Origin of the sequence: Chryseobacterium sp. VD8 (assembly GCF_037149975.1) — a bacterium.
GTDB lineage: Bacteria > Bacteroidota > Bacteroidia > Flavobacteriales > Weeksellaceae > Chryseobacterium > Chryseobacterium indicum.
This window is the reverse complement of the sequence record NZ_JBBCQL010000116.1, coordinates 1-13,941: the sequence shown is the minus strand read 5'-3', so window position 1 is coordinate 13,941 and position 13,941 is coordinate 1. Positions and strand designations below refer to the sequence as shown.

At 34.4% G+C, this 13,941-nt stretch carries 13 protein-coding genes; 6 read left to right on the top strand and 7 right to left on the bottom strand.

The features are described 5' to 3' along the window. Positions 1 to 314 (top strand): DUF4422 domain-containing protein (locus WFK35_RS13355; RefSeq protein WP_336733005.1); only part of this gene is annotated, 314 nt, incomplete at its 5' end. Between the two features lie 72 nt (positions 315 to 386). Here WFK35_RS13355 and WFK35_RS13350 read toward each other — a convergent pair. Beyond that, entirely contained in the window at positions 387 to 731 is a 345-nt protein-coding gene (locus tag WFK35_RS13350) for a phosphomannose isomerase type II C-terminal cupin domain (RefSeq protein ID WP_087707214.1), read from the bottom strand. Between the two features lie 16 nt (positions 732 to 747). Then, positions 748 to 1,683, bottom strand: a complete 936-nt coding sequence (locus tag WFK35_RS13345; protein ID WP_336733004.1) for a glycosyltransferase — start codon at positions 1,681 to 1,683, stop codon at positions 748 to 750. A gap of 363 nt (positions 1,684 to 2,046) precedes the next feature. Here WFK35_RS13345 and gltX point away from each other — a divergent pair, with 363 nt between their 5' ends. Both gltX and WFK35_RS13335 read left to right on the top strand, forming a co-directional pair. Next, on the top strand, positions 2,047 to 3,771 hold the full coding sequence (gene gltX, locus WFK35_RS13340) for a glutamate--tRNA ligase (RefSeq protein WP_336733003.1): 1,725 nt from the start codon (positions 2,047 to 2,049) through the stop codon (positions 3,769 to 3,771). 47 nt (positions 3,772 to 3,818) lie between these two features. Further along, positions 3,819 to 4,775, top strand: coding sequence for an acetyl-CoA carboxylase carboxyltransferase subunit alpha (locus tag WFK35_RS13335; protein ID WP_076390571.1), 957 nt, complete (start codon positions 3,819 to 3,821; stop codon positions 4,773 to 4,775). 152 nt (positions 4,776 to 4,927) lie between these two features. On the opposite strand, the gene WFK35_RS13330 is transcribed toward WFK35_RS13335, so the two are convergent. From WFK35_RS13330 to WFK35_RS13315, 4 genes are read right to left on the bottom strand one after another with little or no spacing between them, the layout of a single operon-like run. Further along, positions 4,928 to 5,908 (bottom strand): hypothetical protein, encoded by a 981-nt coding sequence (locus WFK35_RS13330; protein WP_336733002.1) that lies wholly within the window; start codon positions 5,906 to 5,908, stop codon positions 4,928 to 4,930. A 37-nt stretch (positions 5,909 to 5,945) separates the two neighbouring features. Next, positions 5,946 to 6,521 (bottom strand): DUF6705 family protein, encoded by a 576-nt coding sequence (locus tag WFK35_RS13325; RefSeq protein ID WP_336733001.1) that lies wholly within the window; start codon positions 6,519 to 6,521, stop codon positions 5,946 to 5,948. Positions 6,522 to 6,560: 39 nt separating this feature from the next. After that, the gene (locus WFK35_RS13320; RefSeq protein WP_336733000.1) at positions 6,561 to 7,151 is read right to left on the bottom strand and encodes a DUF6705 family protein; all 591 of its coding nucleotides are present in this window, start codon (positions 7,149 to 7,151) and stop codon (positions 6,561 to 6,563) included. A gap of 12 nt (positions 7,152 to 7,163) precedes the next feature. Then, positions 7,164 to 8,477, bottom strand: coding sequence for a hypothetical protein (locus WFK35_RS13315; RefSeq protein WP_336732999.1), 1,314 nt, complete (start codon positions 8,475 to 8,477; stop codon positions 7,164 to 7,166). A gap of 173 nt (positions 8,478 to 8,650) precedes the next feature. On the opposite strand from WFK35_RS13315, the gene WFK35_RS13310 reads away from it, so the two are divergent. Next, positions 8,651 to 9,043, top strand: a complete 393-nt coding sequence (locus WFK35_RS13310) for a helix-turn-helix domain-containing protein (protein ID WP_108411378.1) — start codon at positions 8,651 to 8,653, stop codon at positions 9,041 to 9,043. Positions 9,044 to 9,104: 61 nt separating this feature from the next. Here WFK35_RS13310 and WFK35_RS13305 read toward each other — a convergent pair whose 3' ends face one another. Further along, positions 9,105 to 9,803 carry a DUF6759 domain-containing protein gene (locus WFK35_RS13305; RefSeq protein ID WP_336732998.1) on the bottom strand — a complete coding sequence of 233 codons (699 nt, stop codon included), beginning with the start codon at positions 9,801 to 9,803 and terminating at the stop codon, positions 9,105 to 9,107. Positions 9,804 to 9,948: 145 nt separating this feature from the next. Here WFK35_RS13305 and tsf point away from each other — a divergent pair, with 145 nt between their 5' ends. Together tsf and WFK35_RS13295 are read left to right on the top strand one after the other, a co-directional pair. Further along, positions 9,949 to 10,773 carry a translation elongation factor Ts gene (gene tsf / locus WFK35_RS13300; protein WP_116100114.1) on the top strand — a complete coding sequence of 275 codons (825 nt, stop codon included), beginning with the start codon at positions 9,949 to 9,951 and terminating at the stop codon, positions 10,771 to 10,773. A gap of 250 nt (positions 10,774 to 11,023) precedes the next feature. After that, the coding region (locus WFK35_RS13295; protein WP_336732997.1) for an IgGFc-binding protein at positions 11,024 to 13,941 on the top strand (2,918 nt) is incomplete at its 3' end.

Genomic DNA, 13,941 nt, shown 5'->3' with positions numbered 1-13,941 from the left:
ATCCTGAAGATTGGGATATTTGTATGGATATTATTCGGAAAAAATTTCCAGATTATGCTGAAAGTAGCACAGAACATCTTGAAAATGGCAGTAATCTTTATATTGGAAATATGTTTATTACAAGATATGAGCTTATAAACGATTACTGCAATTGGCTTTTTACGATTCTATTTGAAACAGAGCAAAAAATAACCTTTAGTGATGATCCTTATCAAAGAAGAGTCATCGGTTTTTTATCCGAGAGACTTTTCACCCTATATATATTACATAATAATTTCAGGTTAAAACATTTTCCTATTCTTTTTGTAGAATAGAGAACAACAGTTAATTATAAAGACTTTGAATTAAAAATAAAAAGGCTACAGCAATCTGTAACCTTTTATTTTTTAATTTCTGTCATATTCATCCTCAAGCCTCACAATATCGTCCTCGCCGAAATACGTTCCCGTCTGTACTTCAATAAATACAACCGGCTTATCCGAAAGGTTCATTATTCTGTGTTTGGCGCCAAGAGGTATAAAAATACTTTCACCGTAAGATAAACTGATCTCCTTATCATCCAGAACGATGGTAGCATCACCTTCAATAATTGTCCATTGTTCCTGCCTTTTGTGATGATACTGGTAAGATAATTTCTGTCCCGGATTTACTTCTATTCTTTTCAGCTTATAATGTGGCTCATCCGCTAAAACATAATATTTTCCCCAAGGTCTTTCTCCGATTTCTAGCATATCTTTCTAATAATTTTTAGCGAATGTAGTCAAAATATTTTTTCAATACCAAAAGTGATATTAAATTTTCAACATTTTTATCATTAAACTGCGCTCTGTATTCTTTGGCATTTCGGATTATTTCCAAAGCTTCATCTTCATGATCGATGTAATACTGAAGTTTTTCCTCAAGATTTTCATAATTCTCATCGATCCCGATAAAATGCTCATCTGGTTTTAAAGTTCCTTCCATATACCATGTTTCCATTTTTAAAGGAGGAGAAACAGCAATGGAATTCGAAGACATGATCCATTTTAAATTCGTGGCAACATCATTTCCTTCAAGACTCAAAATAAATTTATTCTTCAGATGTTCCCCGATCGAAATTTTAGGTTTTATCCACTCCTGATTTCCGTTTTTGTTTACCTGTCCCAGATCACAAAGCGGATTGTGAAAATATTTTTCATAAAATCTTTTTCGGTGTTCCTGATGAACCGCCGCTCTTCCAATCATGATATTTTTCTTTTCAGAAAAATTAAGATTATCCTTTACAGATACGAAATGTCTTGCTTTGTCCAGATTCAGTAAAATATTGTTTTCATTATTTCCATTAATAGGACGGCTTTTCGTTATTTTGGGAAAATCAAGGATGGTATTGACATCACCAAATGCAAAATCAATTTTTAAATCTTTCGGAAAATATCTTGCATATTCATAGGTATCAAAATAATAGGCTTTCGGGGTTTTGGGCTTCAAAAGATCTGTAATCGTTGTTCCGGAATGATTTACCAGAGTTTCAACGGAAATTTTATTGTAATAGTCTACTCTTTTTTCAACAGTTTTAAGCTGTTCTTTGGAGACTGTTTTATAGAGACTATCAATCTTTTTTTCGAAAGATTGTACAGGAAATAATCCTCGTGCAAATCCCTGAATATAAAAAGATAATTTATTCTGTTTTTTAACTTGTGCCATGGTGAATTTAAAACTCCACAAAAATACAGCATTATATCTGTTATTTTTCGAAAAGGAAATTATTTTAATTGATTTTTATTCTCCAAAAATTAAATCATTTAAATACATGATTAAATTATGATTATCCGAAATTTCCATCATTGAAAAATCTTTGAGTACTTTTCTGAGTGAATAGCTTATGCTGAACTTGTCGAAGCACTTTTGCAAACTTAAAAACAGTGAGTAGTAAAAGAAGACTCTGCGGACTTTGCGTTAAAATTAAGTATTCTGATGAATCAAGGATAAGCAATTAAATTAGTTTATCGCAAATAAATGTACCTTTTTATATTAGTTTAAGTAAATTTGCAAAAATTTTTATTTAAAATGGACAAAGTAAGAGTACGTTTTGCTCCAAGTCCTACGGGACCTTTACATTTAGGAGGCGTAAGAACCGCATTATACGATTATCTTTTTGCTAAAAACCAGGGAGGTGAATTTGTATTGAGAATTGAAGATACAGACACCGCAAGATACGTTGAAGGAGCAGAAGAATACATTGAAGAAGCCCTTGAATGGTGCGGAATTATTGCCGACGAAAGCCCGAAAAAAGGAGGTAAATTTGCACCTTACAGACAATCTGAAAGAAGAGACATTTATGACAGATATACAGAGCAGATCTTAAAAACAGATTATGCTTATATCGCTTTTGATACCGCTGAAGAATTGGACGAGATCCGTGCTGAATATGAGGCAAGAGGAGAAGTTTTTTCTTATGACAATAAATCCAGAAACCGTTTGAGAAACAGCATTGCACTTTCTGAAGAGGAAGTTCAGAAATTGCTGGATGAAAAAACGCCGTATGTAGTGAGATTTAAAATGCCGATCGACAGAACATTAAATCTTGTAGACATCATCAGAGGAAATTCATCTGTGAACACCAACACTTTAGATGACAAAGTTCTGGTAAAAAATGACGGAATGCCGACTTATCATTTCGCCAACATCATCGATGACCACGAAATGGAAATTTCTCACGTTATCCGTGGTGAAGAATGGCTGCCTTCTCTGGGACTGCATACATTATTATATGAAGCAATGGGTTGGGAAGCGCCTCAGTTTGCCCATCTTTCTCTGATTTTAAAACCTGATGTTTCAACTTTAATTAATAAAGAAAATATAGATGAAATTACTAAATCTTTCACAGAAGAGTTTGTAGCAAAAAACAATCAGTTTTCTTTTGATGAATCTGCAACAATTATTAAATCTTTCTTTTCAGAAGTAAAAAGTCCAAGATTTAAATCAATGTTAAGCGAAAATGATAAGGACAATGAAATATTAGCTTCTGTAAAACAATTTCTTAAAAAAGGAATTTCCGGAAAATTAAGCAAAAGAGATGGCGATAAATTCGGGTTTCCTGTCTTTCCTTTGAATTTTACAGATCCTGCAACGGGAAATGTTTCAAAAGGATACAGAGAAAGCGGATATCTGCCTGAAGCATTCATCAATATGGTTGCACTTTTGGGATGGTCTCCTGCAGACGATAAAGAAATTTTATCTCTGGACGAAATGGCAAAAGAATTTGATCTGAATAAAGTTCATAAAGCCGGGGCAAGATTCAGCAAAGAAAAAGCAGAATGGTTCAATCATCAGTACATCCAGAAAACTTCGGATGAAGATTTACTGAATATTCTTAAAAATTCAGATTTAAATTTAACACTTTCAGACGACAAACTGTTAAAAGTGATTAAGCTGATGAAAGAAAGAGCTACTTTCCCGAAAGACATCTACGAAAACGGAAAATTTTTCTTCGAAGCACCCACTTCTTATGACGAAAAAGCATCTAAAAAAGCCTGGAATGATGAAACTTCGGCAATTTTAGGGGAATTGGCTTCAAATCTTGAAGTGACTGATTTTAATGCTGAAAATCTTAAGCAGAAGGTTCATGATTTCGCGGAAAATAAAGGTCTGGGAATGGGTAAAGTGATGATGCCTTTACGTTTATCGTTGGTTGGAGAACTGAAAGGACCAGACGTTCCGGACATTATGGAACTTCTTGGAAAAGAGGAGACTATCTCCAGAATAAACAATGCTATCAATAATTTTAAATAGATTTTGATAATTTTTCATAAATTTGAAAGATTTAATTTACTTCAAGAATGGAATATTTAAGTTTCGAACTTCCTATAAAAGAATTAATGGACCAATACCAAACTTGTTCTTTAGTAGGAGAAGAAAGTGGTGTTGATGTAAAATTAGCATGTAGCCAGATCGAGGATAAAATCATAGAAAAGAAAAAAGAAATCTATGGAAATCTTACGCCTTGGCAAAGAGTACAACTTTCCCGTCATCCGGATCGTCCTTATACACTGGACTACATCCACGGAATGGTGGATAAAGGCAGTTTCTTAGAACTTCACGGAGACAGAAATTTCGCAGATGATCCTGCCATGATCGGTGGTTTAGCAACCCTTGACGGTCAGAAAGTAATGATCATCGGAACTCAGAAAGGAAGAACTACAAAAGAAAGACAACACAGAAGATTCGGAATGCCGAATCCTGAAGGATACAGAAAAGCTTTAAGACTGATGAAGCTTGCAGAAAAATTCAGAATTCCTGTAATCACTTTGGTAGATACACCGGGAGCTTATCCTGGTCTTGAAGCGGAAGAAAGAGGACAGGGAGAAGCAATTGCAAGAAACATTTTTGAAATGACGATGCTTAAGACTCCTATTTTCACCTATATCATTGGTGAAGGAGCGAGTGGCGGAGCTTTAGGAATTGGTGTAGGAAACAAAGTATATATGTTGGAAAACACTTGGTATACGGTAATTGCACCGGAAAGCTGTTCATCCATCCTTTGGAGAAACTGGGATCATAAAGAAGATGCAGCAAACGCACTGAACCTAACTCCGAAAGATGCTTTAAGAGAAAAATTCATAGACGGAATTGTGGAAGAACCTCTTGGAGGCGCACATTACGATCCGGAAACAACGTATCTGAACTTAAAAAATTCAATATTGCAGAACATCAAAGCCTTTTCAAAATTCACTGGAAAAGAGCTTGAAACCCAGAGACAGGAGAAATTCATTGCGATGGGGCAATTTAAAGGATAAAAAAATAAAACCGGTTAAGAAAATTTCTTAACCGGTTTTTTTATTGTACAAAACAAAGGTTAACTTTCACTACTGCTTGGTAAAGATTAAATCTTTTGTTTCTGGTAGGCAAATCAGGGGAAAGATTAGTAGTGTCAACTTAATAAATTTTATTATTTATTCTTTTCAGAAATCTCTTTCCAGAGTTTTACTAAATCTTCTGCATATCTTCCCATAATAGGTATTGCCTTTCCGTTTTCTATTTTAAAGTATTTTTCAGGGAATTTGAATTTTTTTAACTGTTCAATTTGTTCATCAGATGGATTTTTATTCGTCTTTAATACATCAAAAGCTACGGATTTATCGAAAAGAATATTTACAGGAGTAAATTGATCAGATTTATAATATGGTTCCATGTAAGTGTCAACAGGACTTGCCCATCTTCCGTTTTTTGTTTTATACACTGGAAAAAATTGATATTTAAGCTGAATTAAATCTCCACAATATTCCCCAATAAAGATTAAAACATTTTCATAATGTTGAAACATGTATTCATATTTACTATTATGATCATATGCCGTAAAAATAATTTCTTTCTCAGGATAATGATCTTCAAACTCCTGTTCGATTTTATATTCAGCCTTATATTCACTGTCCATAATTTCTCCACAATATTTAGAAGTATCTACAGAAGAAACATTTATTTTTTTTCCAATGAAAATATATAGCTTTGATGGTTTATCTTGATTGCATTCTTTATTGGGTATACAAGGTGAACGCTTTAAATTCACCTGAATATTATTCTTTACGATATCTTCAATTTTATATTTTTGGGTGGTATATTTTCTCTTATAAAAATATAACGTATCTGTAAGTTTTGCTGTTATTGTATAGTTTCCAATAGAATCAGGATATGTAAAGAGATTTTGATTATGAATCAATTCATCATATTTATCCCAATGTTTTTCTTTAAATATCGAGTCTTTAAAAGCTCTGTCCCTAAACTTCCTTACGGTATCATTAACACTAATGGCAATACCATTTGTCCCTAATGAATCTTTAACAACACCTTTAAAAGTTACCGTTTGAGAATTATAAAAATTCATTATTAAAACTAATAGAATCAGACAGAATCTTAATAATATTGGTCTCATATATCATCTTTTGAAAAAGCCTCCGAAGAGGCTTTTATCACTGTTTTGTAAAAATTAAATTTTCTGTTTCAGGCAAATAAATGTTATAATCCAGATTTGGAGGACAGGTAATATCATTTCGAGTAGTAGTTCCTGGATAATAGCTCCAATAAAATTGTGTATTATTTATCTTTTTTAATATAATTTCACCAATTCCAACACTACAATTTCCTCCAGCGAATAGCAAATTTACTATGTCTCCATTAGATTCGGTACCAGAGCTTTCTATTAAAAGCTTGACGTCATTTTGATCAGTAAAACTTCTATTTAAGGTTGTCTGTAATACAGATTCATTTATATCTTTAATTTCATACCTTATAATTAATTGGTCTTGAAAATAATTTTTATCAAGCATTTCAAAAGGTCTATGTAATGCTTTTGTAATTTTTAAAATCATTGTTTTATTTTGAAAGTTTGCTTTCCAATTTCCAACGTAAAAATCTAATTCATTATTTATATCTTTAAAATATGAATTAATCGGAGAATTAACAACTGAACCATTTAATGATAAAACTTGCTGCGCTTTACAGGATAATAAAGTTATGTGTAAAACAAATAATGATAATATTTTCATAATTTATTTGAAAAACAAAGCCTCCGAAAAGACTTACCTTTATTGTTTTGTAAAAATTAAATTTTCTGTTTCAGGCAAATAAATGTTATAATGCAGATTTGGAGGACAGGTAATGTCATTTCTAGTTGTAGTTCCTGGATAATAATTCCAATAAAATTGTGTATTATTTATCTTTTTTAATATAATTTCACCAATTCCAACACTACAATTTCCTCCAGCGAACAGCAACTTCAAAACATTACCATTTGCTTCAGTACCCGAACTTTCTATTAAAAGATGGACATCATTTTCTTCATTAAAACTACTATTTAATGTAGATTGTAATATGTTTCCATTGATATTTTTAATTTCATATCTTACAATTATTTGATCATGATAATAACTCCTATCCCACATTTCAAAAGGTTTATTATTCACTTTAACAATTGACAAAGTAATAATTTTATCTTGATAATTACCTTTCCAACTACCCAAATAATAACCAAATTCATTATTTAAATCTTTAAAGTACGTTCCAGCAGGTATATTAAATGTCGACGTATTCAATGGTAAAATTTGTTGTGCATGGCACTGAGTTAATCCCAAAATACACACAACGAGATTGAGTATTATTCTTAAAATATTTTTCATAGCTTTATTATTTTATTGGCAAGATGCTGTTATTATTGTTCCATCTGAACTTTGTTCTATATTTAATATTTTATTAGTTAAGTTATCGATCTTTTGTAAAACAATTTTATCCTGTAAGCCCATTTTTTGTAATACAGAAAAGAATATTTGTTCTAATCCTTTTTCATTCAAAACTTTCGTACCATTAATCATGTTATAGAAATTAGAATCATTTAATAAATTATCCTTCATTCTTAACATTTTAATTTCCCAAACTTTAATATCAGTTTCACTATAACTTCCAGAAGGTGGTAGATCAGCATGACTTCCGTTGAAGTATATTACATAATGTATACCATTGGGGGCAACTAAACCTGAAAATGCATTTCCCGCATTTCCTATACTTTGATATCGGGCAATCTCAATCAGAGTAGCAATATCAGTAGCCGAAAAAATATCAACCTTTGTTCCTGTATGATTGTGGTAAGTACCATTTATGAGAGAGGGATCTCCTACTGTAACACTATGTTCACTATTATTGGAAGTTTCCGTAGGATTTCCCACTTTATTAAATTTCCATCCCTTTTCGCCACCTGCACCGCTGCTAAGGTGGTTTTTCAAGTTGCTAACAACTGCCTGTACATCGGGTTTTGTAAGCAGGTCCTTTGTTTTCTCACAGGGTGTTTGGTTATTAGGATTATTCGGGTCATTATTTCCACTTCCGCCACCACCGCCGTAGTCGTAGCCTCCGCCACCGTTATCTTCCCATCCCAGACCGGAATAATCTAGAAAGTTATAACAATTGGTATAGTAGTTGGTTTCCCAATAACCTCCCGCATTAGGATTAGACTCGTTATCAGGATACCACATGGATATCGTTTTGGTTATACAAACTATCCCTTTATGTGTGTTTGTTTTGGTGTTATCCGCTTCTGTTTTGTACCGGGTATATTTTCCGTAGATGATGTTCTGGAAAAAAGCTTTATTGGTTTCAGAATTTTCGTAACGGAAGTAAACTTTTTTATCGAACCTTGCGCAAGCCAATGTATTTACTACTTTACCATTCTCTATGATGGGAACCACCATAAAAGATTCATCATATCTTTCCATACTCATGGCATAATCCCAATCTGGAGTTCCGGAAAATTTCTTGATATTGTCCTCGTGTTCGGAGTAAATTTTCATTACATTTTTAATGTACTTTTCATCTTCTTTCCAAAGACTTTTAGAATGGTACTCTGCAGATGCAGGATCGGAAGAAGAATTAATCTCATCGTGTACACAGGAGTGCAGGAGAAAAAGAAACACTGCCATGAAGGACAGCCACGAAATCATTTTTTTCGTCATAGTTATTTGTTGTTTTTTTAATGGGTTAAATATACTGTTTTTTTAAATTACTCTACAAATATGTGAAAAATAACACTTCCCCAAAAACCTATATTTGCATAAAATTACCCGATTATCGGGTAAAGCCTGTGATTTGAAATAATTTTCTATATTTGTTTTAAATATTTATACCGATGACAAATACCGTAGCTGAGAAAATAAAAAGATTAAGAAAATCCAAAGGGTTTTCTCAGGATGATATGGCAGATAAACTACACATTTCCCAGTCTGCCTATGCACGCATAGAAAGCGGGGAAAGCAATTCATGGGTACATCATATTGAAAAATTAAGTGAAATTTTTGAAATAAAACCTGAGAACTTTCTTACGGATGAAGCTAATAATCTTGAACAAGAAAATACAGATCAAAAAGGAGGAATGGCATTTCAATTTGTAGGCACTATTAATACTATAAATTCCTTATCAGAAAAGGTAATTGAACTCTACGAAGAACGTATAAAAGAATTAAAGGAGCAGGTAGAATTCTGGAAAGATCAGGCTGGAAACTCCAACAATTCTGTAAATTAAAATGAAAAAACCGGTTAAGAAAGTTTTCTTAACCGGTTTTTTTAGCTTTTTTTCTATTCAATTATTCACTCAGATTCAATTCGATCTCAATATCTTTATTGATCTTTTTCAGGGACGAATATTTGGCATCACACACCATTGTGGTTAAAATATACTCTCCTTTTTCTACCAATAAAAAGTTTTGTCCGTTTGCCGGAACATCCAGATTATAATATTTTTTTCCGTTGATCTTTACAATCAGATTACATTTAGACCTGTTCTTAATATTAATGTAAGCTTCCTTATCCATTGGATCATTATTAAAAAGATGCGTTAACATGGCTGCTGTCTTTTTGTTCTGTTCGCTTGCTCCGGCAGATTTTTTATTCGATCCGGCAACACTCGCGTAGTTTACCATTCTTTCCGCTTTAGAAGCATTGGCTGCAATGGTTTTAGAATTGTTCAGGCTGTTGTTATCCAGAACCATCTGTTTTATTTTATCTTCACTTAAAGGTTTAATGGTTGGTTTGGCTTCAGGAGAATTTCCGGCCGTGATGATGGCAATCAGTTTTCTTTTGAAATAATCTGTTTTGGCATGTCCGGGATTTTGTTTCAAAAATCCTGCAATCACTCTTGCTTCAGCAGTGGTTTCCGCATCACTTTCTGTATAGATGATGGCAGTTTCCTTTTCTACGATGCCTTTGGATTTCGTTTTTTTCTTTTTTTGCGAAAATCCGAGAGTGAAAATGCATAAAAATATGAGGAGAAATATTTTTTTCATTAAGTAAGCATTTAAAAATTTATTAAATATACAAATAACGCAAAAAGTCATTTTTTAGTTTATCATTAAAATCATTATCTTTGCATCGCTTTAAAATTAAGCTAAAAATTAATACTAATCTTAAATAAAAAAAATAATAGATATTATGTCTTATACACCAGCTGCTGCAGACGTAGCAAAATTGAGAAACCAAACAGGTGCAGGTATGATGGACTGCAAAAAAGCTTTAGTTGAAGCTGAAGGAGATTTCGAAAAAGCGGTAGATATCCTTAGAAAAAAAGGACAGAAAGTTGCTGCTAACAGAGCTGACAGAGAGTCTACTGAAGGTGCAGTAATCGCTAGAGTAAACGAAGATAACACGTTAGGTGCTATTATCTCTTTAAATTGTGAGACTGACTTCGTAGGTAAAAACGAAGCTTTCATCGAACTAGCTTATGAATTGGCTGAAATGGCAATTTTTGCTGCTTCTAAAGAAGAATTATTGGCTACAGATTTCCACGGAATCACTGTTGCTGAGAAATTAATCGAGCAAACAGGTGTTATCGGTGAAAAAATCGAGATCGGTGCATTCGAAAGAATTACAGGTCCTTATTTAGGAGCTTACATCCACGCTGGAAACAAAATCGCTGCCATTACTTCTCTTTCTGCAAAAGTAGACGGAGCAGACGAAGTTGCAAAATCTGTTTCTATGCAGGCTGCTGCGATGAACCCGATCGCTCTAGACGAAACTTCTGTTTCTCAGGAAACCATCGATAAAGAATTAGAAATCGAAAGACACAAACTTGTAGAAGAAGGGAAACCTGCAAACATTATCGATAATATCCTTAAAGGTAAAATGCAGAGATTCTACAAAGACAATACTTTGGTACACCAGGATTTCATCAAAGACAGCTCTATGTCAGTTGCTGACTATGTGAAGTCTGTAAATGCAGATCTTAAAGTAACAGGATTTATCAGAATCAGCTTATAATCTTTTTAAGATTAAAAATATTAATCCCGGTGATTTTTTTCATCGGGATTTTTTTATGCCGAAAACAGCAAACCGTCTAAATATTAACGCATTATTAAATATTTAAAAAATACATTAAATGGAGTTATTTAGATAAAAATCATCATAAAAAATTGATTATTAATGCTTAGATTTGCAGCCCTTATTATTAGACATGAAAAAATTTCTACTAATCTTTTGCTCTTTTTTTTATTTTATTCTTAATGCTCAGTTGGATACGGAACACTGGTTTGCGCCAATGTCGGCAAGTTCACTTCAGGGTACTCCGGAATGCTATCTGTATTTATCCACCAATGAAACGACTCCGTTTTCGGTTCAGATTTACAACAACAATACGGTGTTTTCTACTGTTCAGGTGAGTAAAAACAATCCGGTACAGGTTACCATTCCGAACAATTATATGATTGCCTCTACTCCATCCAATCTTTTTACACAGAGATCAATGGGATTACAGGTGAAAGGTCCTAAAAAATTCTTTGCCAACTTCAGATTTGCAGTTCCCAATCAGGCAGAAATCATCACTTCCAAAGGTCTGGCAGGAATCGGGAAAAACTTTTTCGTAGGTGTTGCCCCGAATACAACCGCAAAACCTTACGTTAATTCAACCATTGGATTTATTGCAACGGAAGACAATACTACCGTAACATTATCCGGTTACAATCCGAACGTTATTTTCTCCGACGGTACTTCATCGCCTACAAGAACATTTACCATCAATAAAGGGAAATCATATATCATTGAAGCGCAGAGTGATCTATCCTCAAGCAATTTAACAGGATTGGTTGGTGCAAAAATTACGGCGAACAAACCTATTTCGGTAACCAACGGTAATTTCAACAGTATCTATACCACACAGAACAACAGCAATGTGGATATTCTGATGGATCAGGCTGTTCCTGTAGAAAGATTAGGAAAAACATTTGCTTTGGTAAAAGGAAACGGACCTGCCGATTCCGGAATGGAAGCTGCTTTGGTGATCGCCACGGAAAATAATACCAAACTTACCGTAAACGGTACTCTGCTAGGAAATGTCACACTGAATGCAGGACAATATTACATTGTTCAGGGAACCAGCTATATCAATCAGGGGAACGGACATTACAACATGAGTATTTCTGCCAATAATAATGTGTATGTTTATCAGCTTCTTGCAGGAACTTCAGGAAGTACGGTATACGCAACCGGAGGAATGAATTTCATCCCACCTTTAAGCTGTTTTTTACCGAAAGAAATTAACGAAATCGGCTTTATCAATAAAATAGGAAGCAATTCTTTTGATACCAAACTTAATATCATTACCCAGACAGGAGCCAATGTAACGTTTAACGGAAGTGCCATCGGCGCGATCAGCGGACCTTATCCAGTAACGGGAAATCCGGGTTGGGTAACCTATTCTCTTCAGGGAGTTAACGGAAATATTACAGTAAATTCTACCCTTCCTGTTACGGCAGGAATTGCAGCCGGAAACGGTGCAGTAGGTTACGGCGGGTATTTTGCAGGGTTTTCATCTGTTCCGGCGATTACAAAAACCGGCGACTGCTACGCAGGAATTCTTTTACAGGTTGATAATAATTACGATTCTTATCAGTGGTTTTTAAATGGAAATCCAATTTCGGGAGCCACTTCTTTCTCCATCAATCCTGAATTGTACGGAGCCGGAGATTATACCTGTTTAATTACGAAAAACAACTGCGAAACCAGATTAACAGGAGTTTACAGCTATACTTTATGTCCTCCTATTTCTACAACAACCTACAATATCGGTTCTTGTAACACAAAAGTGATTACTCCGGCGTTTACGAATTCTACGCAGACCATCGTTCCATCGCTTACCAGTATCATTTCACCGCCAACATCAGGAACTGCTACGGTAAATCCAACAACAGGGCAAATTACTTATACCCCCAATCCTTCTGCAACGAACACTACCGATAATTTCATATACTATGTTCAGGGGAATGGAAATCCTTTTGATTTTGAGTATTTTAAAATCATTATTAATACAAATGTTTTACAGGTAAATAATGGTTCTCTGGCTTCATGTGCAGGAACCAACGGAAACGGAACTTACAATCTGACTTCTGTAAATGTTTCTTCTGATCCGGGAGTTACGGTAACTTATTTTACCAATTCTAATTTAACCGGACAGATTACCAATCCTGCGACGTATTCCGGATCGGCAGGAGTTGTTTATGCTAATGTGACTTCACAGTACGGCTGTTCAAAAACCGCTCAGATTACATTAGCTTTAAATGTTTTACCGAATGTTAATAATGTTTCTCTGGCTTCATGTACGGGAACAGGCGGAAACGGAACGTTCAATTTAACGGCAGCCAACGTTTCTTCTGATCCGGGAATTACGGTAACGTATTTTACAAATTCAAATTTGACAGGACAAATTACCAACCCTGCAACCTATTCAGGTCCTTCAGGAATTATTTATGCGAATGTGACTTCTGCAAACGGATGTTCGAAAACCGCTCAAATCACTTTAACGGTAAATTCTTTACCCAATACGAATAACGCGACTTTAACATCTTGCGCCGGAACCAACGGAAACGGAACGTTTAATTTAACTTCAGCCAGCGTTTCTTCTGATCCGGGAGTTACAGTAACTTATTTTACCAATTCAAATTTAACGGGACAGATTACCAATCCTGCGAACTATTCGGGAGCTTCAGGAATTGTTTATGCCAATGTAACTTCCGCAGCAGGCTGTTCAAAAGTAGCTCAGATTACTTTAACGGTAAATGCTTTGCCTAATGTTACGAATGCCACTTTATCTTCGTGCGCAGGAACCAACGGAAACGGAACTTATAATTTAACCACAGCTAACGTTTCTTCTGATCCGGGAGTTACGGTAACTTATTTTACCAATTCTAATTTAACAGGACAAATAACCAACCCTGCAACCTATTCAGGTCCTTCAGGAATTATCTACGCGAATGTGACTTCTGCAAACGGATGTTCGAAAACCGCTCAGATCACTTTAACGGTAAATTCTTTACCCAACACGAATAACGCGACCTTAACATCTTGTGCAGGAACTAATGGAAACGGAACTTTTAATTTAACTTCAGCTAACGTTTCTTCTGATCCGGGAGTTACAGTAACTTATTTTACCAATTC

Excerpts from the sequence above, each read along its gene's own strand:
- WFK35_RS13350 (WP_087707214.1), bottom strand. The coding sequence starts at position 731 with ATGCTAGAAATCGGAGAAAGACCTTGGGGAAAATATTATGTTTTAGCG.
- WFK35_RS13345 (WP_336733004.1), bottom strand. The coding sequence starts at position 1,683 with ATGGCACAAGTTAAAAAACAGAATAAATTATCTTTTTATATTCAGGGA.
- gltX (WP_336733003.1), top strand. The coding sequence starts at position 2,047 with ATGGACAAAGTAAGAGTACGTTTTGCTCCAAGTCCTACGGGACCTTTA.
- WFK35_RS13335 (WP_076390571.1), top strand. The coding sequence starts at position 3,819 with ATGGAATATTTAAGTTTCGAACTTCCTATAAAAGAATTAATGGACCAA.
- WFK35_RS13330 (WP_336733002.1), bottom strand. The coding sequence starts at position 5,908 with ATGAGACCAATATTATTAAGATTCTGTCTGATTCTATTAGTTTTAATA.
- WFK35_RS13325 (WP_336733001.1), bottom strand. The coding sequence starts at position 6,521 with ATGAAAATATTATCATTATTTGTTTTACACATAACTTTATTATCCTGT.
- WFK35_RS13320 (WP_336733000.1), bottom strand. The coding sequence starts at position 7,151 with ATGAAAAATATTTTAAGAATAATACTCAATCTCGTTGTGTGTATTTTG.
- WFK35_RS13315 (WP_336732999.1), bottom strand. The coding sequence starts at position 8,477 with ATGACGAAAAAAATGATTTCGTGGCTGTCCTTCATGGCAGTGTTTCTT.
- WFK35_RS13310 (WP_108411378.1), top strand. The coding sequence starts at position 8,651 with ATGACAAATACCGTAGCTGAGAAAATAAAAAGATTAAGAAAATCCAAA.
- WFK35_RS13305 (WP_336732998.1), bottom strand. The coding sequence starts at position 9,803 with ATGAAAAAAATATTTCTCCTCATATTTTTATGCATTTTCACTCTCGGA.
- tsf (WP_116100114.1), top strand. The coding sequence starts at position 9,949 with ATGTCTTATACACCAGCTGCTGCAGACGTAGCAAAATTGAGAAACCAA.